At 65.7% G+C, this 24,272-nt stretch carries 20 protein-coding genes and 1 tRNA gene; 6 read left to right on the top strand and 15 right to left on the bottom strand.

The features are described 5' to 3' along the window. Positions 1-32 precede the first annotated feature (32 nt). Complete coding sequence (gene uvrB, locus VF329_04535) at positions 33-2,066, bottom strand: excinuclease ABC subunit UvrB (GenBank protein HEX7080259.1); 2,034 nt, start codon at positions 2,064-2,066, stop codon at positions 33-35. Between the two features lie 396 nt (positions 2,067-2,462). Here uvrB and VF329_04530 point away from each other — a divergent pair. From VF329_04530 to VF329_04515, 4 genes are all read left to right on the top strand, one after another. After that, positions 2,463-2,538 (top strand) — tRNA-Asn (locus VF329_04530). Between the two features lie 205 nt (positions 2,539-2,743). After that, a complete protein-coding gene (locus VF329_04525; GenBank protein ID HEX7080258.1) occupies positions 2,744-3,124 on the top strand; it encodes a response regulator in 381 nt (126 codons plus the stop codon). Positions 3,125-3,261: 137 nt separating this feature from the next. Beyond that, positions 3,262-3,912, top strand: a complete 651-nt coding sequence (locus VF329_04520; protein HEX7080257.1) for a PAS domain-containing protein — start codon at positions 3,262-3,264, stop codon at positions 3,910-3,912. 245 nt (positions 3,913-4,157) lie between these two features. Next, entirely contained in the window at positions 4,158-6,395 is a 2,238-nt protein-coding gene (locus VF329_04515) for an ATP-binding protein (protein ID HEX7080256.1), read from the top strand. Positions 6,396-6,475: 80 nt separating this feature from the next. Here VF329_04515 and VF329_04510 read toward each other — a convergent pair whose 3' ends face one another. Continuing rightward, entirely contained in the window at positions 6,476-8,053 is a 1,578-nt protein-coding gene (locus tag VF329_04510) for an arylsulfatase (GenBank protein HEX7080255.1), read from the bottom strand. A 435-nt stretch (positions 8,054-8,488) separates the two neighbouring features. On the opposite strand from VF329_04510, the gene VF329_04505 reads away from it, so the two are divergent. Next, a complete protein-coding gene (locus VF329_04505) occupies positions 8,489-8,959 on the top strand; it encodes a hypothetical protein (protein ID HEX7080254.1) in 471 nt (156 codons plus the stop codon). A gap of 67 nt (positions 8,960-9,026) precedes the next feature. Here VF329_04505 and VF329_04500 read toward each other — a convergent pair whose 3' ends face one another. The 4 genes from VF329_04500 to VF329_04485 all read right to left on the bottom strand — a co-directional run bounded on the left by VF329_04500 (position 9,027) and on the right by VF329_04485 (position 14,430). Then, the gene (locus VF329_04500; GenBank protein HEX7080253.1) at positions 9,027-9,248 is read right to left on the bottom strand and encodes a hypothetical protein; all 222 of its coding nucleotides are present in this window, start codon (positions 9,246-9,248) and stop codon (positions 9,027-9,029) included. A 233-nt stretch (positions 9,249-9,481) separates the two neighbouring features. Next, positions 9,482-10,765 carry a GGDEF domain-containing protein gene (locus VF329_04495; protein ID HEX7080252.1) on the bottom strand — a complete coding sequence of 428 codons (1,284 nt, stop codon included), beginning with the start codon at positions 10,763-10,765 and terminating at the stop codon, positions 9,482-9,484. A gap of 170 nt (positions 10,766-10,935) precedes the next feature. Continuing rightward, entirely contained in the window at positions 10,936-13,428 is a 2,493-nt protein-coding gene (locus VF329_04490; protein HEX7080251.1) for a TonB-dependent receptor, read from the bottom strand. Between the two features lie 303 nt (positions 13,429-13,731). Beyond that, positions 13,732-14,430, bottom strand: a complete 699-nt coding sequence (locus tag VF329_04485; protein ID HEX7080250.1) for a 4-carboxy-4-hydroxy-2-oxoadipate aldolase/oxaloacetate decarboxylase — start codon at positions 14,428-14,430, stop codon at positions 13,732-13,734. A gap of 68 nt (positions 14,431-14,498) precedes the next feature. Between VF329_04485 and VF329_04480 the strand changes: the two genes are divergently transcribed. Next, positions 14,499-15,668 carry a CoA transferase gene (locus tag VF329_04480; GenBank protein ID HEX7080249.1) on the top strand — a complete coding sequence of 390 codons (1,170 nt, stop codon included), beginning with the start codon at positions 14,499-14,501 and terminating at the stop codon, positions 15,666-15,668. Positions 15,669-15,730: 62 nt separating this feature from the next. Here the strand turns inward: VF329_04480 and galU are convergent, their stop codons facing one another. From galU to pheA, 9 genes are all read right to left on the bottom strand, one after another. Continuing rightward, complete coding sequence (galU, locus tag VF329_04475) at positions 15,731-16,603, bottom strand: UTP--glucose-1-phosphate uridylyltransferase GalU (GenBank protein HEX7080248.1); 873 nt, start codon at positions 16,601-16,603, stop codon at positions 15,731-15,733. Between the two features lie 217 nt (positions 16,604-16,820). Continuing rightward, positions 16,821-17,105, bottom strand: coding sequence for a helix-hairpin-helix domain-containing protein (locus tag VF329_04470; GenBank protein HEX7080247.1), 285 nt, complete (start codon positions 17,103-17,105; stop codon positions 16,821-16,823). Between the two features lie 251 nt (positions 17,106-17,356). Then, on the bottom strand, positions 17,357-18,538 hold the full coding sequence (lapB, locus tag VF329_04465; protein ID HEX7080246.1) for a lipopolysaccharide assembly protein LapB: 1,182 nt from the start codon (positions 18,536-18,538) through the stop codon (positions 17,357-17,359). Continuing rightward, positions 18,528-18,833: a lipopolysaccharide assembly protein LapA domain-containing protein gene (locus tag VF329_04460; GenBank protein HEX7080245.1), complete on the bottom strand. Its 306-nt coding sequence runs from the start codon at positions 18,831-18,833 to the stop codon at positions 18,528-18,530. Before VF329_04460 ends, lapB begins: the two co-directional genes overlap by 11 nt. An 84-nt stretch (positions 18,834-18,917) precedes the next feature. After that, on the bottom strand, positions 18,918-19,220 hold the full coding sequence (gene ihfB, locus VF329_04455; GenBank protein ID HEX7080244.1) for an integration host factor subunit beta: 303 nt from the start codon (positions 19,218-19,220) through the stop codon (positions 18,918-18,920). 61 nt (positions 19,221-19,281) lie between these two features. Next, complete coding sequence (gene rpsA / locus VF329_04450) at positions 19,282-20,958, bottom strand: 30S ribosomal protein S1 (GenBank protein ID HEX7080243.1); 1,677 nt, start codon at positions 20,956-20,958, stop codon at positions 19,282-19,284. Positions 20,959-21,061: 103 nt separating this feature from the next. Continuing rightward, positions 21,062-21,763, bottom strand: coding sequence for a (d)CMP kinase (gene cmk / locus VF329_04445; GenBank protein HEX7080242.1), 702 nt, complete (start codon positions 21,761-21,763; stop codon positions 21,062-21,064). Beyond that, complete coding sequence (aroA, locus tag VF329_04440) at positions 21,760-23,115, bottom strand: 3-phosphoshikimate 1-carboxyvinyltransferase (GenBank protein ID HEX7080241.1); 1,356 nt, start codon at positions 23,113-23,115, stop codon at positions 21,760-21,762. The genes cmk and aroA overlap by 4 nt, the downstream gene beginning before the upstream one ends. Further along, positions 23,112-24,209: a prephenate dehydratase gene (gene pheA, locus VF329_04435; GenBank protein HEX7080240.1), complete on the bottom strand. Its 1,098-nt coding sequence runs from the start codon at positions 24,207-24,209 to the stop codon at positions 23,112-23,114. Before pheA ends, aroA begins: the two co-directional genes overlap by 4 nt. Positions 24,210-24,272: the final 63 nt, after the last annotated feature.

Below are 24,272 nucleotides of genomic sequence, written 5' to 3'. Positions count from 1 at the left end.
CTCGGCGGCACTGCAATGACCGTCGCGGCCGGTCAGCCGACGGCCTCGGTATCGACCCCGAACCCCTGCCTTCGGAGCGCCTGAATCTCGTCGCGGAGCCTCGCCGCCTGCTCGAACTCGAGATCGCGCGCGTGCTGGTACATCTTCTTCTCGAGCTGCTGCACTCGGGCGAGAACCTGCTCGGGCGTCATCCGCGACGCCGCGCGCGCCGGCTCCGCGCGCGCGGTCGTCCCCCGCGCCCGCCCGGCCGGCCGTGCGCCCTCCATGATGTCCTGCACGCGCTTGCGGATCGTTTGCGGCTCGATCCCGTGTGCCTCGTTGAAGGCAATCTGCTTCGTGCGGCGGCGGTTCGTCTCGTCGATCGCGCGCTGCATGGAGCCGGTCACGCGGTCGGCGTAGAGGATCGCCTTCCCGTTCACGTTGCGTGCCGCGCGGCCGATCGTCTGAATGAGAGAGCCTTCCGAGCGCAGGAAGCCCTCCTTGTCGGCGTCGAATACGGCAACGAGCGACACCTCCGGCATGTCGAGCCCTTCGCGCAGCAGGTTGATCCCGACGAGGACGTCGAACTCGCCGAGGCGCAGGTCGCGGATGATTTCCGTGCGCTCGACCGTGTCGATGTCCGAATGAAGATAGCGCACCCGCACCCCGTGCTCCTGAAGGTAGTCGGTGAGATCCTCGGCCATGCGCTTCGTCAGCGTCGTGATCAGCACCCGCTCGTTCGCGGCGACCCGGGCATTGATCTCGGACAGCACGTCGTCGACCTGAATGCCCGCGGGCCTGACCTCGACCTCCGGATCCACGAGGCCCGTCGGCCGTACGACCTGCTCGACCACTTGGTCGGAGAGCTCCAGCTCGTATTTCCCCGGCGTCGCCGAGACGAAGATCGTCTGAGGCGCGAGCGCCTCGTACTCCTCGAAGCGCAGCGGCCGGTTGTCGAGAGCCGACGGCAGCCGGAAGCCGTACTCGACGAGCGTCTCCTTGCGCGAGCGGTCGCCGCGGTACATTCCGCCGAGCTGCGGCACCGTGACGTGACTCTCGTCGACAAAGAGCAGCGCGTCCGGCGGCAGATAGTCGAAAAGGCACGGCGGCGGCTCGCCGGGCCTGCGCCCCGAGAGATACCGCGAGTAATTCTCGATGCCGTTGCAGTAGCCCACCTCGACGATCATCTCCATGTCGAAGCGGGTGCGTTGCTCGAGCCGCTGCGCCTCGACGAGCTTGCCGGCATCGCGCAGCTCCTTCAGCCGCACCGCGAGGTCGGCGCGAATCTGCTCGACGGCATCCAGCAGCGTTTCGCGCGGAGTGACGTAATGCGTCTTCGGGTAGATCGTGACCCTAGGCGTCTTGCGCAGCACGGCGCCGGTCAGCGGATCGAACAAGCTGATCTCCTCGATCTCGTCGTCGAAGAGCTCGACGCGCACGGCCTCCTGCTCCGACTCGGCCGGAAAGATGTCGATCACGTCGCCGCGGACGCGGTAGGTGCCGCGTGCCAGATCGAGGGGGTTGCGCGTGTATTGGAGCTCGGCAAGGCGCCGCAGCATGTCGCGCTGGTCGATCGAGGCGCCGCGCACGAGGTGCAGCACCATCGCGTGATACGCCTCGGGATCGCCCAGCCCGTAGATAGCGGACACGGTGGCCACGATGATCACGTCGCGCCGCTCGAGCAGCGCTTTCGTCGCGGACAGGCGCATCTGCTCGATGTGATTGTTGATCGAGGCGTCCTTCTCGATGTAGGTGTCGCTCGAGGGGACGTACGCTTCCGGCTGATAGTAGTCGTAGTACGAAACGAAGTACTCGACGGCATTGCGCGGGAAAAATTCGCGCATTTCGCCATACAGCTGGGCGGCGAGAGTCTTGTTGTGCGCGAGGATCAGCGTGGGGCGCTGCACGGCGGCGATCACGTTCGCCATCGTGAAGGTTTTTCCCGAGCCCGTCACACCGAGCAGCGTCTGCCGTGCGAGACCGGCCTCGATGCCTTCCACGAGCTCACGGACCGCCTCCGGCTGATCGCCGGCCGGCTCATAGCTCTTCTCGAGCTCGAAGGGACGTGGGGATGCCGATCGATTCACCTTGTACCCAAGTTCGGACGAAAGCCGGCGCCGCTAAGATAAGCGACCGTCGAACCGTTAGAAAGCCGCGGCTCGCGGCGACGCGGACCGCGAGGACGACGCCTCGTTAGATCGCTGCGCCGGCCGGCAGTGCCCGCAGAGTATCGCGCCCCGCAGATGGCTGCGGGACGTGGGACCGGGCCGCTCGCCCTCGGTTATTGGCCGATCACGGGCGGAACGACGCATTGACCCATGGGTGCTCGGGCCGGACAATTCATCGCAGCAGTCGGCCTATTGCTCATGATATTTCTGAAAAAGAGGTAGTAAGTCCTTGAGAACTTCCCCGAATGTCGGGCGAATCTCCTTGACTATAGTCAACGCCTCTTGGCAAAATGCCGACCGCAGTTGGGTACCGCTTCCCCGGTAGCTCAGTTGGTAGAGCGATCGGCTGTTAACCGATTGGTCGCTGGTTCGAGTCCGGCCCGGGGAGCCAACCTACCGTCCACCTTCGTCCGTCACAGTCCGCTTACCCGCCTGATCCTACAGTCTGCGCCAGTCCTCGCTTTTTGCGTCGTCGAGCGTGCGCTGCGGATAGTGCGCCCGAGCGGGACAGCGTATGGCTTGGCTCGAACGGCGTCGACATCAGCCCCGAAAGGCGTATTGCCATGGTTGCCGCAGCGGGGTTATGACGTGGACGCATGGGCAGAGCCACGGTGCACGTCGCCGTCGTGGACGACGAGGAGTCGATGCGGAAGGCGCTCCTTCGCCTGTTTCGTCTGGCCGACTATCGAGCGGAAGCATTCGAGTCAGCCGCGGACTTCCTGGCGTCGCTTTCCGAGCGGAGGCCGGACTGCATCGTTCTCGACCTTCAGATGTCGGAAATGACGGGCCTCGAGCTTCTCGAGCACATGTCGAGAATGACGAATCCGCCCCCCGTCATCGTAATCTCCGCAGACGATGCCCAGCGAACTCAGGACGAATGCCGGACACTCGGCACGAAGCACTATCTGCGCAAACCCATCGATTGCGCGACGTTGCTCGCGTCCGTGCGGGACGTACTAGGGGTCGCCCCCGACTGACCAATGCCGACCCGTGCACGCCTCGACCCTTCCTATGGAACGAGCTTTGAAGCGCGCTCTGCGATGGACTAGACTCGCTATCGACGTCACCTCGGCATTCAACCCCCGGAGCCTCGCGGCCGATACCGAGGAACGCAATGCTCAGCGATTCCGAGCCGTCCTTCCCCCTTTCGAGCACAGTCCTCGACTCCCTAGTCGAGGAGGTCGCGATCATCGACAGCTTCGGAAAGATCATTCATGTGAACGCTGCGTGGAAGGAGCTCGCGAGGCTGCGCGGCGGTTCCGACTCGGTTGCCGCGGGCGCCGACTACGTCGGCGCACTACGAGTGGCGGCGAGCAGCAGCCCGGATGCCGCACGTGTTCTTGCCGGCATCGAAAGCGTCTTAGCAGGCTCGACGGATTTGTTCGAATACGAGTACGCTTGCCCGCTGGAGGACGACATCCGCTGGTATTCGCAGCGTGTGTCGCCCCTTCGCAACGCCTCCGGTGCAGTCATCGCGCACTTCGACATCACCGACCGAAAGCGCGCCGAACAAGAACGGGAATCGCTCCGCTTCGAGCTCGGCAGGGCCATGAGGGCCGCAACGCTCGGCCAGCTTTCCGGCGCATTGGCGCATGAGCTGAATCAGCCGGTCACCGCCATTCTCACAAATGCCCAAGTCGGCCTGGCGATGAGAGCACAAGGGCCCTCGGTAGTGCTGTTCGACATTCTCGAAGACATCGAGGACGATGCCCGCAGGACCGGAGCGATCATCGCACGCCTTCGGAGCATGCTCGCGAGGCCATGAGCCACCTCCGAGCTACGAGGCGGGTTCTCGAAGTCGCGACCGAGACTGCAAGCAACGCACTGATTCGCATCACCGCGCTCGACGCGGTCGGACGTCTTTCGCGAGCGAAGCTGCGAGACCCGGCCGCCTAGCCACGTGGCCCGGCTCGTGCAATTGGACCAACGTCCACTGCCGTTTCCAGGCGCGGCCTTGTTCGCCTGCAGCTCGACGTCGGGTATCTTGTGCTCATCGGTAGGAAGAATGGGATGAGCCGGACCTTTCCGTCGCTGCTCACTGTCTTCGCGGGGATCGCCCTCTTCTCCCTCGCGGCGCCCTGCGTTGCCATCGCCGCAAACGTCCTTGTGCTGTACGACGAGCGAAGGGAGCTCCCCGGGCTTTCCGCCTTCGACTCGAGCCTCGCTCGCACGTTCTCGTCCGCATCGTCCGGCTCCATCGTGCTGTATCGCGAAGATATGGATCTCTCCCGCTTGGGTTCCGGGGATTATCCCTTGCGTCTGCGCGATCATCTCCGAATCAAGTATGCGGACACGAAGATCGACGTGGTAGTCGCAGTGATGGGTCCGGCGCTCGACTTTGTGCTGCGTTACGGCGGCGCCTTCGCTCCGGAGGCGCTCATCGTCTTCGCCGGCGTCGATCCCTGGGAACTCCACGGCCGCGTTCTGCCTGAGCACGTGACCGGTGTGCTGCTCGAGAGGCGATTCGCACCTACAGTCGAGCTGGCGCTCCGACTGCAGCCGAAAACGCGCCGCTTCGTGTTCGTCGGCGGAACATCCGAGTTCGATCGGAGGCTGATCGAGCAAGCGAAGGACGAGCTTCGGCCGTTCGAGCAACGGTACGAATTTCGCTATCTGACGGAGCTGCCGATGCCCGCGCTATTGGCAGAGCTCCGGCGATTGCCTCGCGATAGCGTTGTGCTCTACTCGACCATCTTCCGCGATGGAGCCGGAACTGCGTTCGTGCCGCATGTCGCAGCGCAGAGCATAACGGCAGCCTCGAACGCCCCAGTGTACGGCTTCGTCGATCAGTTCGTCGGCCGAGGAATCGTCGGCGGCCGAATGTACAGTCTCGCCGAGCACGGTGCGGAAGCTGCGCACCTGGCCATGGCGGTCCTCGAAGGCTCCGACCCCGCGGGGCTTCCTCCGCAATCACCCTCGAATCTCACGACTATCATCGATTCCCGCCAACTCGACCGATGGGGCCTTCGCGAGGAGGCACTACCGCCCGATGCCGTCATGCTCAATCGGCAACCTACCCTCTGGAGCCAGCACAAGCGCGAGGTCGTGGCCGCATCTTCGATTCTCTCCATCCAGGCATTGATGATCGCAGCGCTGTTGGTGCAACGATCGAGCCGTCGACGAGCGGAGTCGAAGCTGCGAGAGAGTGAGAACCGGTTGCGAACGATGGCTGATACGGCCCCGGCCCTGATTTGGATGTCCGGTCCGGATCGGCGGTTTGTGTTTGTGAACAAGATGTGGATGGACTATACCGGCCTGAGCTCGGAGGACGCGCTCGACAAGACCTGGCTCGGACAGCTCCACCCCGACGACGTTACACGATGCTCCGAGGCTTTCGACAGGAGCCTGATCGATCCTCATGACTTCACGGTCGAGTGCCGATTGCGCCGGTACGACGGGACCTATCGCTGGATGCTCTGCACGGGACTGGCGCGCCTCTCACTCAAAGGCGACTACGCGGGTCTCGTCGGCTGCTGCACGGACATCAGCGAGCGGAAGGAAACGGAGCTCCAGCTGCAAAGACACCGCTCGGAGCTGGCTCACATGAACCGGATAGCGACGATGGGCGAGCTGACGGCATCCGTTGCCCACGAGCTTTGCCAACCGCTCGGTGCAATCCTGAGCAATGCGGGGGCAGCGGGAATGGTCCTCGGCAAGACTTCACCCGCCCTGCACGAAGTGCAGGAAATCCTGGAGGACATACAGAAGGACGCGCAGCGTGCCGGCGAGACGATTCACCGGATTCGCAGCATCATGAGGAAACAGAGCGTCACGAGACGGCCGGTCGACCTGAAGGGCATGTTCAAGGACCTTCACCGGCTCGTGGATGCCGAGGCTACGGCGAGACGGATCATGGTGCACAGCGACGCTGCCGGCGGGGCGTGTGTGCTGGCGGATCCCGTCCAGTTGCAGCAGGTTCTACTAAACCTGGTCTTGAACGCTCTCGATGCGGTATCGGCTCGCCCGGACGGTGACCGGCGGATCGTGGTATGCGTTCGCGACAGCGATGACCAGAGCGTGACGATCGCGGTCGCCGACACCGGACACGGGATTGCGCCAGACGTGCGGCCGAAGCTGTTTCAGCCGTTCTACACAACGAAGCGCGAGGGCCTGGGCATGGGGCTATCGATCACCCGGACCATAGTCGAAGCGCATGGCGGATCGATCTGGGCCGAGAGTAACGAGGCTGGAGGCGCGACGTTCTGCCTCACCTGGCCTGCCGCAGCGTGCTCGCTCTCCCTTTCGTAGCGTCCACTCGAGTCGATCGGAAGATCGAGCGCCCGCCGGTCATTGGACCTCGGCGCGTCGAGCGCGGACGGCACAACCGACTAGTTGCCCGTGGGCAGCCCGATGTTGAAACCTTCCTTCGCGAGTTGCTCCCGTAGGTTCTGGAATCTCTGATATTGCGCGATGGTGATAGGGCCCGCATAGGTTTCACTCTGAATCTTGCGCGGCGGGTGCTTCAGATAGGTTTGCATCAACTCCTTAATTTCCTCGTTGATAGTGACCAACGTCCAAGTGTGCTCGGTGTAGTTGTTCATGAAGATGTCGTAGCGCTCCTGCGGGTCCTGCCACAGATCGAAGACCTGAGGAACGGTCGCGACGTAGGATTGCGCGCCTTTCCAACCCAGGTTCGTGTCGACGGCGAGGCCTCCCGTGTTCGCGCCGTCGTCGCCGCGCAAATTGAACACCGCCTTATAGTTGCCGACCCGCGCAGCGCCTGGAGTCAGCTCGTTCTCGGTGAAGTAGAACCAGCTCTTACGCTCGGATTTCCCGGTACCGAACAGGACTGGTGACATGTCGTAACTGTCGAAGATGATGGGCTTGTCCTCACGATCGTTCTCCGGCAGCTTCACGCCGGTGAGTGAGGCAAACGTCGCCATGTAATCCAGGCCGCCAAGGATGTCGGCGTTCCTCGATCCGGCCTTGATTCCCGGCCCCCACGCGATGGAAGGAACGCGATTGCCGCCCTCGCGCACGGTTCCCTTAGTGCCGCGGAACGGCGTATAGCCGGCGTCAGGATAAACGTCCTGCCAGGCGCCGTTGTCCGTCGTCCAGAACACATACGTGTTCTTGTCGAGGCCGAGCGAACGAATCTTGTCCATGATCCGGCCGATACGCGTGTCGTTCTCTACGACCGAATCGGCGTACTTGCTCTTCGAAAGCGACTTGCCCTGGAACTCCGGCGCCGGCATGTTCGGTTGATGCACCTTCATGAAATTGACATGCATGAAGAAAGGCTGCGCCGGACTCGAGTTTCTGTCCAGAAACTCAAGCGCCGCCTTCTCGACGTACTCGTCGAAGAAGGGAATGCCGACCACGCCTTTTTCCGGTGTATTGACGTACTGGCCGTTGATCTTGAAGTCTTCTGTCGCCGGCTCGCCCGCCTTCCCGGAGAGCGAACCTTTGGTCACTTGGACGAACATAGACCGCAGGGCCGGATCCATGTCCGGGAACCAGGTCGGGTCGGCATACGTGTAGGCGTTGAGATGATATAGGCCGGTATATCTCATCTCGTCATAGCCATGCGCATTCGGAAGCGCATAGTCGGACTCGCCGAGGTGCCACTTGCCCGTGAAGAAGGTGTTGTACCCGCCGGTCTTGAGAACCGAAGCGAGTGTCCACTCCGCTGCCGGCAGGCCGCCGCCTTGCCCCTGAAAGGCAACGGTCGTCATACCGCTGCGGTTCGGAATGCGACCGGTCAGCATTGCGGCGCGGCCGGGTGTGCAGCTTGGCTGCGCGTAGAACGACAGGAACTGCATGCCCTCGGCGGCCATGCGGTCGAGATTCGGAGTCGGCATGCCGCGATTCTCGCCGCCTCCATATACGCCGGAATCCCCGTAGCCGAAGTCGTCGGAGACGATGAGAACGATATTCGGCCTTTGCCTTTTCGCGGATTGCGCCATTGTCAGTCTCCTACTGCTGATTTTCCCATGGGTTCGCCGACTTCCATCAGCCCACAGATTCGTTCGATGGGCGTGAACCATTGCTTGGATGCACGCCGTCGGCTTGCGTCGTTGCCCTTCACAAACGGTTGCACGACGCTTTCTCGAAGCCAATACAGCTTTGGTCGTATCGTCCGATGGATCTTGGTCCAGCAGCTCGAGATAGCCGGCACGCGGGTGTATGCGTGCGAAGCCGTTGCGTGGGCCGGTGGCGTCGCGCCTTCTATGGCTCCAGCACTTTCGCAAGCGTGAACCGCCGCCGTCACAGCGAAGTTGCCCCAATGTCCAATAGCCCACGCAATTGGCGACACCATAGGATGTCGGCCCGCCTCGGTTTGATGGAATGCGATGGCAGAGGGCCCTTCGAGAAATCAGGTCCTACTTGCGCGGACCGCGGTGACGCTCATCGTCGCGGGTATCGTTGCGGGTTCGCTGTGGTACGGCTTCTCGTCAGACGTCAAGCAACGGATCTGGCAGGATCTGTCCGATCGCCCAAGCGGGCCGATGACCTTCCGTCTGGTCCTTCAGCCGGCGATGGCGGCGTTGGTTGCGATGCGCGACGGCGTCGAGGATGCAAGGACCGGCCGCTCGCCTTATTTCTGGACGCTGCTCGGCAGTCGGCAGGAGCGCGGTCCTCGCCTGCGGGAAGGCGTAATCGCCACGTCCAGAATCATCCTCCTCGGTCTCATCATGGACGTCGTCTATCAGCTGATGGTTCTCGACATGTTCTATCCCGGCGAGGCGGTCATCGTTGCCTTGCTGCTCGCCTTCGTGCCCTACCTGCTCCTCCGGGGCCCGCTCGCACGCGTCGCGACGTGGTGGCGCGCGCGGCATACGCCAAGACGGTCTGACTCAGCGCCGCCGTAGCGAGCGGCCGTGCAGCACGGGGCCCGCGAGTCGTTCCCGCCTCCGTCCCTCGCCGTCCTCCAAGGAACTAGGAAGTCGGCGTCTCGCGCCCCCTGTTCTGCGCGCGCTCGATCCATCTCAGGTGCTCCCTGAGCGATTGGGCGAGCTCCTCCATCAGAGCGAGCAGCTGCTCGGCGTGCGCCGTGTCGGCGCCGAGCGCAGCCAAGCTCGCCACGATCTGGCGCTGACCTGCGGCACAATCTTCGGCCGCGAGCACTAGCTCGGCGGCGCGATCTGAATCCTCGGGCACTCTCGGTGTCGGCTCTGCTGTTTTTGCTGGATGAATGAATGGCCGTTGAGGGCGATCAGCAAGGGCCGTGCCAGCCGCGGCGGCAGCCTGCCCCAATGCTGCTGATCCCGCCGAGCGGACTTGGGCCGGAACGCTGTCGCAACCTGGCGACCGATGCCCAGGGCTCAAATTTTGGAAACGGTTCACCGAATCGAGCCGCCAATCCGGCGGTCGCCAGCGCACGTTCGCGGTCGTCAGGCGACCACGCGGTTTCGTCCGCGCCGCTTCGCGGCATACAAGCAGCGGTCGGCGGCGCGAAGCAGCGAAGCGCTCGTCGCGCCGGGTGCGCAGGCCGCGATACCGAAGCTGATCGTAACGCCCTGCCTCAACCCCAATGGCGACCAGTCCTCGCGCTCGACCGCCGCCCGCAGCTCCTCGCACAACGCCGCCGCGGCATCCGCGTCGGTCTCGGGGAAGCACAGGAGGAACTCCTCGCCTCCGTAGCGGGCGATCACGTCGGTCTTGCGACACCGCGCCCGCAAGATGTCCGCAATTCGCCGGAGCACCTCGTCCCCCATCGCATGGGAGTAACCGTCATTGATGAGCTTGAAGAAGTCGATGTCGGCTAACGCGATCACGAAGCGCGAGGCGTCGGCGGCGCCGCCCTCCAACTGCCGTGCCAGGAACTCGTCCGCGTAGCGTCTGTTGTGGAGGCCCGTGAGCATGTCCTGCGTGGCTTGCCGCTCGAGCTCGATCGATTTCTCGTGCAGATCCTTCGTGCGCTCCAGCACGAGCCGCTCGAGACGGTGGCGCATGTTCGCGAACTGCCGAATCGCGAGCATGCCGAGCGTGAGGACGCCGAGCAGCAACGTTAGGACCTCCCGGTCCATCGTGTTGAACACGATCGCCACGAGCACGGCGGCAGCGGAAGAACCGAGCTCGAGACATACCGAAAACACGTTGAAGAATTTCGCGGGGCTCAAGCCGGTGACGCGGAACACGCCCAGCATCGCGAGGTCGTTCAGCAGCTGCATCGCCAGAACCAGGACGAGCAGCAGCGCGACCGTCCTCGGTGTGAGCTCGAGGAGCGGAACCGGGCCGCCGAGCGCCGTGTAGAGCGAGCCCGCGAGCAGAATCATAAGCGCCATCATCCCCGAGTTGTTGATGGACGCGTTGAGCACGGAGCTCGCGGAAACGCCCTTCCACAGCCGATGCCATGGGTAGATCAGCGACGCAAGGCCGTTGATCCATGCCGCATCGACGGGCCCGAGGACGAGGATGCTCGCGACTTGGGAAACACGATCGAACGAGTAGTAGCCGAAGTGCGGATGCGGATACCCGATCGAGATCGTGAGCAGGCCGTAAGCCAGGAAAAATGCAGCGATGCGCGGATCGTGGGTCGGTAGGACGCCGCCCTGCGCGCGGATGCCCCATGCGACCGCGACCGATGCGGCCAGGAAGAGCGCGACAGCGTACCAGAGATCCGCGTAGGACCGCTTCCCGGCGGGCGCCGGGTCTTGAAGATGGATGTCCGTCACGATCAGGGCTCGTGCTCGCGCGTCCGGCTGGGCGCGCGCGTGCATTCTAACCGACGAGGCCGCCCCGATATCGTGGACGAAGTGGCGAAAATGAAGATCGGCCCGCGCCGAGAGGTGGCGCGAAGCTCCCCTCGGGCGGGCCGCAAAGGCGCGCAGCTGCGCGTGCTCGGCTAGAAGCGCTTCCTGATCGAGAACGCCCACTCCTCCGGACGCACGTACGTCGTCTGGATGCTGCCGAACAGGTTCAGAAAGTTGAGCTTGCTCTGGATGGCGCGCTCGTCGGTCACGTTCGTGCCGAACACCGCGGCCTCCCACGAGTCGTCCGGCGAGACCCACGTCACGCGGGCATTCACGAGCGAATACGCGGGAGAGCGCGTGAGCGGGTCGTCGTTCGCGCCGAAGAACGTGTCGTCCTGATACGTGGATCCGACCCGGACGGAGAACTGCGACCCGTTGGCGAGATCGGCCAGCCATCCGACGTTCAGCGACGCCGTATAGTCGGGCGTGCGCGCCGGAGCGCTGTCGAGGTCGATGCCGCTGCAGCTCGAGGCCGGGAAGCCGGCGGCGAGGCAGTCCTCGATCGTCGGCGCATCGACGTACTCGAAGTCGATCCGGCCGAGCGTCGCATCGACGAGCCAGTGAGCGCCGATCGTCGATTGCAGCTCGATCTCGAAGCCGCGAATCTGCGCGGTCCCGGCATTGCTCGTGACCCATGCCGGCTGCCCGCGCTCGTCCTGCCCCGCCGTGCCCGTCTGCATGTCCTCGTAGTCCATGTCGTAGATGGTGGCGTTCAAGCGCAGGCGGTTGTTCAGGAAATCCGACTTGATGCCGACCTCGAAGTTCTCGAGGGTTTCCGGCCCGAAAGGCACGCGCGTCGTCGCCGTGGGGCGCGCCGTGGTGCCGCCTCCGCGGAACCCCTCCTGGTACGTGGCGTAGACCATCATGTCCTCGTTGACGTCGTAGGCGAGGCTGATCATCGGATCGGTTTCCGTCGCCTTCGCAGTCACGAGCGTCAACGTCTCGAATCCACAGCACGGATTGCCTTCGCGGTCGAAGCGCTCCTGAAGGATCTTCTTCTCGTCCTCGCTGCGGCGCAGGCCCAGGGTCAACGACAGCCGATCGGTGAGAGCGGTGACCGTGTTGAGGAAGATGCCGGTGTTCCGCGTGTTCTGCGTGTCCACGCGATCGATGCAGGCCGTCGGGAAGAGGCACGGAAAGAGCACGGAGATGTTGGAGTTGAAATCGTCGGCATCGAAATAGAATCCGCCGAGGGTCCAGTCGGTACGGTCATTGAACAGGCTGCCGCTGAACCGCAGCTCCGCCGTGTCCTGATCGTCCCGGAACGTATCGAGCGTGTGGTTGATCGGCATCGGCGAGGCGTCCGAATCCCGGCCCCACTGCGCGTCGAGCTCGCGGTGCGCGAGGATCAGCTTCACGGCGACTTCGTCGTAGGTCCAGTCGAACGTGCTGCTGACGCCCCAGTGGTTGAAGTTGTTGATGTTCGGCGTCTCGATGCCGCCGTCGAGCCCGTTGTTGTCGTTGAAGCCGGAGAAGTTGATGCTCTCGTCGTCCGGGACGAACCGCTGGTCCCAAGGCACTCCCCAATTCGGCAGCGCGACCGCATTGTTGTACAAAGTTCCCAGATTCGTGTTCGGGTTCGCGTTCTCGAGAAAGTCGTACGGGCTGCTCGCCTGCTGATCGGTGACGTCGGCGGCGAGCAAAACCTCGAACGTGTCGCTGGCAATGAATCGCAGCATCCCGCGCGCGGCCTGAACGTTCTCGTCGCCGAACGTGCCGACGACGCAGTCGCGATCCGTGCCGCGCGTCGACGTGCGCGTGGGCAGCGCGAAGTCGTTGTCCTCCGGGCTGCCGGCCACGCCCATGATCGGCGTGTTCGTCGTGGAGTCCCATCCGACGATGCCGTCGTTGACGCCCGCGAGCTCGGGCGTGCCGCGCTCGATCATGTAGCAGCGGAAATCGACGTTGTTCTGCCAGCCGTCGCGGCGCTTCGAGACGAACGACACGCGCGAGAACACCTTGTCCTCGACGAGCGTCGTCTCGAACGATCCGCGCACGTCGAGCCTGTCGTACGTGCCGACCGTCACCTCGACGTTCCCGCCTTGATCGCCCTCGCCGGGCTTGCGCGAGATCAGGCGCACGACGCCGCCGATCGAGTTCTTGCCGAACAGCGTTCCCTGAGGCCCGCGCAAAATCTCCACGCGCTCGAGATCGAGAAGGTCGAGGATCGCGCCGGTGGGCCGGCCGAGGACGACGTCGTCGATGTAGATCGTGACCGTGGGCTCGGAGGTGGCCTTGAAGTCGCCGTAACCGAGGCCGCGGATGTTCGCGCCGAGCGTCGGCCCCCAACCCGATCCGAGCTGATCGATGACCACGTTCGGCGCCCAGTCTGCCACGTCGATTACGTTCGTCGCGCCGTTGACCTCGAGGGTTTCCGCCGGTATCGCGGTGATCGCGAGCGGCGTCTCCTGGAGCGATTCCTCGCGGAACCGCGCCGTGACGACGACCTCCTCGAGCTCCTGTGCGGCGGCTTGATCGACGGCGAGTATCGCCGCGCACGCGGCGGCGGGCAGACTGAGACGGAGCAGGCGGAGGCGCTGCAGGGCATCGAGCGCGTCCGGACGAGAAAGCTTTCGGTGTTCCATCTGATCCCCCCTATAGTCCCGACACCGCGTCCGGCCTGCGCCGGCCCGGGCCGGCGTCAGAATGATGGGTACGCGGGCCCTCGGCGCGGCGTGCCGCGTCGTCGAGCAGCGAGCTCCGGGCGGGTAAGGCCGGACGTTCTCGTTCGTCTCAAACGGGCCCCCTCACGGCTGCGCAACCGTGCGCAGCCGCGAGGAATTGTAGTGCCATCGCAACGATACGATCAAGAAGTCGTGGGAACAGGACTATATCAGGGAGAAAGAAGGTTCGATATTGTTGCAGATTCGCGACTGCGCGCGGAACACCTACTCGTCGAGATCCTCCAGCCGATCGACGTAAACAAGGCCGGCGGCCGCGAGCGGCTCGCGCATGCCGTAGAGATCGAGTCCGAGCTCGCCCGAGCCCAAGCGCTTGCGCTTCTCCTCTTCTTTCGCCACGCGGCTCTGCGCGGCTTGCAGCACGCTTTCCGCCCGGCGCCTCGGGACGACCACGACGCCGTCGTCGTCCGCGACCACCACGTCCCCGGGGTTCACGAGCGCGCCGGCGCAGACGACGGGCACGTTCACCGACCCGACGGTGGCCTTCACCGTGCCCTTCGCGGAGATTGCCCGGCTCCATACCGGGAAACGCATCTCGGTGAGCTCGCGGACGTCTCGGCAGCCGGCATCGAGCACGAGGCCGCGGACGCCGTGAGCTTGGTACGACGTGCCGAGCAGCTCTCCGAACATCCCGTCCGTGTTCGGACTGCTGAGCGCAACGACGACGACGTCGCCCGGCTCGCAGAGCTCGACCGCGACATGAAGCATCCAGTTGTCGCCGGGATGAGCAAGGACCGTGACGGCGCTACCGCCGATTCTCGCGCCGGTATAGATCGGCCGCATGTAAGCGTTCAGCAGGCCCGTGCGCCCCTGCGCTTCGTGCACGGTGGCGACGCCGAGCTCGCCCAGGGCATCGACGACGTCTTTGGGCGCCCGCTCGATCTTGCGTACGGCTACGTTCTTCACTCGCTCCTCCTTGAAGGTCGACGGCTTATACTTCCGGCAAAGTATAAATGATGTGCCCGGGAGCTTCGTTGACCGACCGACCACCGCTCGAAGGCGTCCGCGTCGTGGAGATGACCGAGGCGCTGGCTGGCCCGTACTGCGCGATGCTGCTCGGCGATCTCGGCGCGGACGTCGTGAAAGTCGAGCGGCCGGGCATCGGCGACCAGGCGAGGGGCTGGGGCCCGCCGTTCCTGTGCGGCGAGAGCGCATACTTTCTCGCCGCCAACCGCAACAAGCGCAGCATCGAGCTGAACATCAAGGAGCCGAGCGATCTCGCGGTGCTGCATGCTCTCGTCGATCGCGCCGACGTCTTCCTGACGAACAATCCGAGCCTGGCCTCGTTACGCCGCGCCGGGATCGATCCCGAAGCCGTGCGCGCGAGGAACGCTCGCGTCGTATACGTCGCGATCAGCGGGTACGGCCATTCCGGGCCGAAGGCGGGGCGGCCGGGCTACGACATCATCGCGCAGGGCGAGGCCGGGCTGATGGCGCTCACCGGGCCGCCGGACGGCGGGCCGTGCCGGTTTCCGACGCCGATGGCGGATCTGTCCGCCGGCCTTTACGCCGCCTTCGCCGTGCTCGCCGCGCTCTATGCTCGGGACCGCGCCGGCGGGAGCGGCACGGGCGAGCTCATCGATATCTCGTTGGTCGAGGCGCAGGCGATGTGGCTCGCGAATCTCGCCGGCAGCTACTTCGCGACCGGCGAGCGGCCGGCCAAGCTCGGCAACGCGCACCCGACCGTCACGCCCTACCAGCCCGTGCGCGCCAGGGACAAGGTGATGATCGTGGCCGTCGGCAACGAGCGGCTGTGGGCACGGTTCTGCGCCGTGCTCGGCATCGAGGAGCACGTGATGCGCGATCCGCGCTTCGCGACGAATGCCGAGCGCAATCTTCACCGCGCGGAGCTGATTCCGCTGATCGAGCGCGCGCTCGCTCAGCGGGACGCGGCGGACTGGATCGAGGCGCTCGTGGCCGCCGGCATTCCGGCGGGCCCGATCAACTACCCCGACGAGACGCTCGAGGACGCGCACCTGCGGGCCCGAGGCCTCATCGTCGAGCTCGAGCACCCGTTGATCGGCGCAGTCAAGTCGCTGGCGCTACCGTTCCGGTTCGCAGAGTCCGGCCCGGTCTACCGGCGGCCCCCGCCGCTCCTCGGCGAGCACAATCGGGAAATTCGCGAGGAAGCCGCGGGAAGCTGAGCCGACGCACGCGATCTTACGGGAGCGCGTGCGCGGGCTTGACCTCGGAAGGCGAGCGTGCCTCAGCGCTCCCAGACGGCCTCGAGATAGGCCTTGAAGTTCTCGCCGAGCTCCGGATGGCGAAGCGCGTACTCGACCGTGGCGCGGAGATAGCCGATCTTGCTGCCGCAGTCGTAGCGCGTCCCGGCGAACGGCCAGACGTAGACCGGCTCGCTCTTCATCAACGCGGCGATTCCGTCGGTGAGCTGAATTTCGCCTCCCGCTCCTCGCTCGGTCTTCTCGAGCTCGTCGAAGATCGCGGGCGTCAGCACGTAGCGGCCGACCACGGCCAGCGTGGAAGGCGCCTCCTCCGGCCGCGGCTTTTCCACGATCTTGTCGATGCGCTGCCGCCCCCCCGAGTCCGTCACGACCCCGACGATGCCGTAGCTGGCCGTCTGGTCGCGCGGCACCGTCTCGACGCCGATCACGCTGCAGCCGTGCTGCTCGAACTGATCGCGCATCTGCTTGAGGCAAGGCACTTCGCTGTAGATGAGGTCGTCCGCGAGGTGGACGAAGAACGGCTCGTCGCCGACCGCCGGCCGCGCGCACAGCACCGCATGGCCGAGCCCGAGCGGCACGCCCTGACGCACGTACAGGCAGCTGACGTGCGGGGGCACGATGTCGCGCACCAACGCGAGCATGTCGTCCTTACCCGATTCGGCGAGCGTACGCTCGAGCTCGGGATCGACGTCGAAGTGATCCTCGATGGATCGCTTCGAGGCTCCCGTGACGAACACCAGCTTTTCGACGCCGGCAGCCAGCGCCTCTTCGACCGCGTACTGGATCAGCGGCTTGTCCACGATCGGCAGCATCTCCTTCGGAGACGCTTTCGTCGCCGGCAAGAAGCGAGTTCCCCGCCCCGCCACCGGAAAGACTGCGGTGCGCAGCCGTGCCATTCTCTCTCTCCGCAAAACTCGGGAAGAGAGCATGATACATAAGTGTCGGCGCTCCCGGTGAGGCGGCGCTGCGGGCGGCGCGCTCGGCTTGCAGCGTCACCGATCCGCGACAGTACCGATTGACGCGCACCGGCAACCGGTTTCCGTTTTCGGCATGGGCGGATGATCGTGACAGATGCGCGGGCGGCCGCCCCGCCGGGCCGCCCGCGCGCTCGCGTCACTCGGCGGGCGGGGGATCGCTGACGAGGATGTTGCCCTTGTTCATCTCGATGATGCGTGCGCCGACGCCCTTCACGCGCGCGAGATCCTCCGCCGAAGCGAACATCCCGTGCTCCGCGCGGTCGCGAACGATCGCTTCCGCCAGAGCGGGACCCACGCCGGTGAGCTCGAGCGCGAGCGTCTCCGCATCGGCCGTGTTGATGTTCACCGGGCCGGCGAGCAGCACGCCGGGCACGAGGAACATCATCGACAACGCCGCCGCCGATAGCGAATTCCGTTTCATGGCTTTTCCTCTCGTGGTTGGGACGAGCGGCATCGTAGAGGCGGGAACGGCGAACGGCAGCGCGGCAATGTCGCGCGTTCGGCGAGATTCGTAGCGACGGCGTCGAGCCGCGTGCGCAATGCCCCGGAGCTCGATCCGGGCGAGCGCGCCGATGTCCGTCGATCGCGACGCCGCGGCCGACCGGGCAGCTGCTCCGCAGGCGCTCCAGCGCGCGGCTTGCGCGGACCGCGCTGTGGCCGCGCTGCAACCGGTCACGAGATCAGCGCGTCGAAATGAAAGGTCTGCGTCGGCCGCACGGAATCCCAGAGCTTGCAACTCGGGCAATGCCAGATCAGGCGCTGCGTGCCGTACCCGCAATTCGTGCAGCGATACCGGGTGCCCGACATCGCGATCCGGCGAAGGCCCTTGACGATCCGCTGAATCGCGCGCGACTTCTTTTCCGCCGTCGCGGAGCGCAGGTCGTCGGCGCCGACGAGGTTCACGAGGATGTCGTTGCTCAGCACGAAGCTTTCGACGCAGCGCGCGAGCGCGGGCGAGTCCACCAGCTCGCCGATGACCGCGGCATACGCCAGATCCTTCTCGAGCGCGGCGTCTCGCGCGACGATCCGAGAGACGTATTCGTCGAAGCGGCCGAGCTTGCCCTGCTCGCGGTAGCACTCCATCAACGAAGGCAGCACTTCGGCGATGAAGCGCCGGTCCGTGTCGATCACCTGCTCGTAAAGGCGGATGGCTTCGTCGAATCGACCCTTGCCCTTCGCGATGGACGCGCGAATCAACGCGCCGCGCAACGCTCCGGACTCGGTACGAGCGGTGCTCTTCAGCAGCTCGAGCGCTCGGCCGTCATCGCCTTCGAGCCGCGCCTGCTCGGCCAGCTCGCAGTGATAGTGCGCAATGCGCGAGGACGGCTCGCCCGTGCGCGCCTCGAGCTGACGCTGGGCCTCGATGGCCTTGTTCCACTCGCGTTCCCGCTCGTAGATGTCGACGAGCCGCTCGAGGGCGGCTTGGGCCACCGTTTCGCTGCTCGTGAGCTCCGCGAACAGATTCTCGGCGCGGTCGAAGAGCCCCGCGCCCAGGTAATCCTCGGCGAGCGCGAACAGGGCCTGGTGCCGCTGCGCCTCGCTCAAGCTCGGGCGGGCGAGCAGGTTTTGATGCACGCGGATCGCGCGATCCACCTCGCCGCGGCGGCGAAACAGGTGGCCGAGCGCGAAGTGGGTCTCGAGCGTATCGTCGTCGACCTTGGCGATCTGGACGAAAAGCTCGAGCGCCTCGTCCGTCTTGCGGTTCAGAACGAGGTTCAGGCCGCGAATGTAGTCGGCGCTGATCCGCGCGGGCGGTTGATTGTCGCGCTCGCGGCTGAGGCGCTCGAACGCCCACCCCATCGCCGCCGCGATGATCAGCAGGCCGGCCAGGAAGAATGTGGCTTCAGTCGGCATCGTGCAGCGGAAAGCTGCGGAGGTTGCGCACCTCGGCCTCGGTGAGCCGAAGCTCTCGCCGCAGCCGCCGCCGGTCGGCCGCGAGCCTCAGCATGCCGAAGCTCGCGCAGGCGAGCCCGAAGACCCAGCCGAGCGCGAACACCGTCACGAACGCCACGGACGCCGGCACGCCTTCGAGGCGCGCCACGCCGACGTCGATGTCGATGGGTTCCGGGTTGATGTAGCCGAAGAATGCCGCGACCGCCACGACGAACCCGAGCAACACGATGACGACGACGCGCCGCAGCGTACTCACCTGCCAGCCCCTGCTCTGCGGAAAAAGGTGTCAGACACCATTTTCCGGAAAAAGGTGTCTGACACCTTTTTCGGTAAGCCGTCCTCAGCTGCGCACGGGAAGGTGTCGCGACGCGTTGACCCGCTCGCGGAGATCCTTCCCCGGCTTGAAGTGCGGCACGTGCTTGCCGGCCAGCGCCACGGCATCGCCCGTTTTCGGGTTGCGGCCCATGCGCGGGGGCCGGTAATGCAACGAGAAGCTGCCGAAGCCTCGAATCTCGATGCGCTCGCCGCTCGCGAGCGCCTCGCTCATCAGTTCCAGGATGTGCTTCACCGCCAGCTCGACGTCTTTGGCCGGCAGGTGCTTCTGATTCCGGGCAATGGACTCGATCAACTCGGACTTTGTCATGGACGGAACCTTCCTCCCAGGCCTCGCGCAGCGCTCTCTCGTTCGAAACCCGACGGCGGCCTCACTCCGGGGTCATCTGTTCCTTCAAGAGATCGCCCAACGTCGTTCCGGCGGACGGCTTACCTGCATCCGTCTTGTAGCTCTGAATCGCCTGCGCCTCCTCGTGCGCCTCCTTCGCCTTGATCGACAGGGAGACGACCCGGTTCTTGCGGTCGACGCCGGTGAACTTCGCCTCGATCTCCTGGCCAGGCTTCAGCACCGTCCTCGCGTCCTCGACGCGGTCGCGCGAGATTTCCGACGCTCGCAGCTGCCCCAGCACGCCGCCGTCGAGGGCGACCGTGGCGACTTTCGCGTCGACTTCCTGCACGACGCCCTTGACGATGCTGCCCTTCGGGAAGTCCGCGATGAACAGTGACAGCGGATCCTTATCGAGCTGCTTCACGCCGAGCGAGATGCGCTCGCGCTCCGGATCGATCGCCAGCACGACCGCCTCGAGCTCCTCGCCCTTCTTGTAATTGCGCACCGCCTCCTCGCCGGGCACGTCCCAGGACAAGTCGGAGAGGTGGACGAGACCGTCGATGCCGCCGGGCAGCCCGATGAATACGCCGAAGTCCGTGATCGACTTGATCTGCCCCGAGACGCGATCGCCCTTCTTGTAGTTCTCCGCGAACTCGGCCCACGGGTTCGGCTTGCATTGCTTCAGGCCCAACGAAATGCGCCGGCGATCCTCGTCGATGTCGAGCACCATGACCTCGACCTCGTCGCCGATCTGCACGACCTTGTGCGGGTTCACGTTCTTGTTCGTCCAATCCATCTCGGACACGTGAACCAACCCCTCGACGCCCTCCTCGATCTCGACGAAGCAGCCGTAGTCGGCGATGTTCGTGACGCGGCCGAAGAGCCGCGTGCCCGGCGGGTAGCGCCGCGCGAGATCCTCCCAGGGATCGGCGCCGAGCTGCTTCAGGCCGAGCGATACGCGGTTGCGCTCGCGATCGAACTTGAGCACCTTTACCTCGAGCTCCTGGCCGACGGAGACGACCTCCGAAGGATGCTTCACGCGCTTCCACGCCATGTCGGTGATGTGGAGCAGCCCGTCGATGCCGCCGAGATCGACGAATGCGCCGTAGTCCGTGAGGTTCTTCACGACGCCCTTCAGGATCGCGCCTTCCTCGAGATTCTTCAGCAGGTGCTCGCGCTCGGCGCTGTACTCCTCCTCGACGACCGCGCGGCGCGAGACGACGACGTTGTTGCGCTTCTGATCGAGCTTAATGACCTTGAACTCGAGCGTGCTGCCTTCGAGCGCGACGGGGTCGCGAATCGGGCGAACGTCGACCAGGGAGCCGGGCAGGAACGCCCTCACCAGATCGATGTCGACCGTGAAGCCGCCGCGCACTCGGCCGCTGATCGTGCCCGTGACAATGCTGCCCTTCTCGAAGGCCTCCTCGAGCCGGGCCCACGTGCGCATCCGCTTCGCCTTCTCGCGCGAGAGGCGCGTCTCGCCGAAGCCGTCTTCCACGGTATCGAGCGCGACCTCGACCTCGTCGCCGACGGCGACTTCGAGCTCTCCTTTGTCGTTGAGAAACTGACTCGAGGGAATGACAGCCTCGGACTTGAGGCCTGCGTTGACGATGACGACGTCGCTGTTCACATCGACGACGGTCCCGGTCAATATCGCGCCGGGTTTGATCTGCTGTGTGGCGAGACTCTGTTCCAGTAGTTCCGCAAAAGATTCACTCATGTGCCGTTTGCAACCTCAACGCCGCCGCGTTCCCGCGGCGGCGGCCGATTTAACAATCGCGCCGAGTCCCTTCTCTTTCGGCGCGTCCTTGGGATGAAAGTCATCACGACATGACACCCGCTTCGCGAAGCCATTGCAAGATGCGCTGCGCGACTTCCTCCGGGGTCATGTGCGTGGAATCGATGATCCGCGCATCTGCGGCGGGGACGAGCGGCGCGACCGGCCGATTCGCATCCCGCTGGTCGCGCTGGGCGATCTCCCGGGAAAGGTCGGGCAGGCTAACATCAATCCCTTTTTCTTTCAACTGCTTATGTCGTCTGGCCGCCCGTTCCTCGGCACTGGCCGTGAGAAACACCTTCAGGAGCGCGTTGGGGAACACGCGCGTTCCCATGTCGCGCCCGTCGGCAACGAGCCCCGGCGGCACGGCGAACGCGCGCTGCCGGGCCATCAGCGCCTCCCGGACCTCCGGCATCGCGGCCACCTTCGACGCCGTCTCGCCGCAGCGCTCCGTGCGTAGCTCCGCGGTCACGTCGCGTCCGCTGAGCACGATCCGCTCGCGGCCGCCCTCCTCCGCGAACGCCGCGTCGAGCCCGCGCGCGATGCGCGCCACCGCGGCCGGGTCGTCGAGATCCGCCCCCGCCTCGAGCGCCGCGAGGGCCGCGAGCCGGTAAAGCGCGCCGCTGTCGAGCAGATGCCAGCCGAGGCGCTGCGCGACCGCCCGAGACACCGTGCCTTTGCCTGCGCCGCTCGGGCCGTCTATCGTCACGATCGGCACATCGGGACGCGCGCCGCTCGATCCGCTCATCCCTCGCGGAGCTCGTCGATGCGCAGTCCCGCCGCCGCCGCGGCCCGCGTGAAGCCCGGGAACGACGTCGCCACCTGGGCCGTCTCCCGAATCAGGATCGGCCCGTCGCTGATCAGGCTCGCGACGGCGAAGGACATCGCCACGCGATGATCGCCGTGGCTGTGCACCTCGCCGCCGGACAACCGTCCGCCTTCGATGATCAGCCCGGCCGGACGCTCGTCGACCCGGGCGCCGAGCGCCGTGAGCCCTTTCGCCATCACCGCGAGCCGATCGCTTTCCTTGTGCCGCAGCTCGTCCGCTCCGCGGACGATCGTCGGCCCGCGGGCGCCGGCCGCTGCAACGAACAAGATCGGAAACTCGTCGATCGCGAGCGGCACGAGCTCCGGTGGCACATCGACGCCCTTGAGCTCCGCCTGCTCGACGTACAGGTCCGCTACCGGCTCGGCGCCCGCCGTGCGCGGGCTGCGGACCTCGATCCGCGCGCCCATCGCGCCGAGGATCGTCAGGAGGCCGATCCGCGTCGGGTTCATGCCGACGTTCCTGAGCAGCAGACCGTCCCGCGCGCCGAGGCACCCGGCGACGAGAAAGAACGCGGCCGACGACAGGTCGCCGGGCACGTCGATCTCGATGCCGCGTAGGGTCTGCGGCCCTTCGACGGACACGACCAGGCCCTCGTCGTCCACGTCGAGCAGCGCGCCCATGCTCCGCAGCATCCGCTCCGTGTGGTCGCGGCTCGGGCCCGGCGAGCGGATCATCGTCGTCCCGGACGCCTGGAGCGCGGCCAACAGCAGCGCGGACTTGATCTGCGCGCTCGCCACGTCGAGCGTGCATTCGGCTCCGCGGAGCCGCGCTCCACCGCTGATCCTGATCGGCGCGCGCCCGTCGCTCGTGGCGATCCGCGCTCCCATCCGCCGGAGCGGCGCGGCAACCCGCTCCATCGGCCTTCGGCGCAGCGACGCGTCGCCCGTGAGCTCCGAATCGAACGGCTGGCCGGCGAGAAGGCCGGTCATGAGCCGGATCGCGGTGCCCGAGTTGCCGAGGTCGAGCGCGCGCGCCGCGCCGCGCAAGCCGTGCGCGCCGACGCCCGAGATCCGCACCGTTCCGCCGTCGCCGTCCGCGATCGGCACGCCGAGCGCCTCGAGGGCCGCGCGCGTCGCCACGCAATCCTCGCCATGGAGGAAGCCGCGGATCAGCGTGTCGCCCTCCGCGACGGCGCCGAGCATCAGCGCGCGGTGCGAGATCGATTTGTCCCCGGGAACCTCGAGCATGCCGCCGACGCGTGTCACCGGGTGCGCGCGGAACACGCTGCCGGACGGCTCTTCCGCGGCCTCGCGCCCTGCCCTCGAGCTCACAGCACCGCCTTCGGATACGCGCCGAGGACCCTAAACAGATTCGATTGCTCCTTGATTTCGGCGAGGGCCTGCCGGAGCACCGGCTCGTCGGCATGGCCGTCGACGTCGACGAAGAACACGTAGTCCCACTTCTTCCGGCGCGACGGCCGCGACTCGATACGCGTCATATTGACACCGTGGCGCGCCAGAGGTTCGAGCAGGTGGAAGAGAACGCCCGGGCCCTCGGTGCCCGTGGCGGAGACGAGCAGCGACGTCTTGTCCTCCCCGCTCGGCGGGAACGTCTTGCGGCCGATCACGAGAAAGCGGGTCGTGTTGTCGGCCTCGTCCTCGATGTTGGGGAAAAGCACGTGCAGATCGTAGACCTCGGCCGCCGACTCCCCGGCGATCGCCGCAGTGCCCTCCTCGTCGCGCGCGCGGCGTGCGCCCTCGGCGTTGCTCGCGACGACGATCTTCTCCACGTCCGGGAGGTACTGGGCGAGCCAGCCGCGGCACTGGGCGAAGGACTGCGAATGGGAGCAAACCCGCTTGATCCGGCCAATCTCCTTCATCTTGCCCATCAGGTGCTGATGGACGCGCATCTCGATCTCGCCGCAGATGTTCAACGGCGACGTGAGGAACATGTCGAGCGTGTGATTGACCGTGCCCTCGGTCGAGTTCTCGACCGGGGCGACGCCGAAATCGGCGATGCCGGCCTCGACCTCGTGAAATACCTCGTCGATCGTCGGCACGGAAAGCGCGCGGACCGAGTGCCCGAAGTGCTTGAAGACCGCGGTTTGCGTGAAGGTGCCCTCGGGCCCGAGGTACGCCACCTTCAGGGGCTCCTCCTGCGCGAGACAGGCGGACATCAGCTCGCGGAAGAGCCGCACCATCTCCTCGTTGCTCAGCGGCCCTCGATTGCGCTCGACCACGGCGCGCAGCACCTGCGCCTCGCGCTCCGGGCTGTAGAACTCGGCTGTCTTGCTCAGCCCTTTGATCGTGCCGATCTCCTGTGCGCAGCGCGCTCGCTCCGAGATGAGCGTGTGCAACTCGGCGTCGATGCGATCGATGCGCGCGCGGAGCTCGCGCAGCGCCGCCTGCTGCTCGTCCTTGGTCATGCGCCCCCCCTTGCCCGACGAGCGCCTCGTGAATCTCGTGAAGCGGCTCGCACCGGAGGCCGC

The sequence above is a fragment of the Gammaproteobacteria bacterium genome, from assembly GCA_036381015.1.
In the GTDB taxonomy this organism is placed as follows: domain Bacteria; phylum Pseudomonadota; class Gammaproteobacteria; order Steroidobacterales; family Rariloculaceae; genus ZC4RG20.
The sequence above is the reverse complement of the archived record's forward strand: the minus strand, read 5'-3'. Positions and strand labels throughout refer to the sequence as shown.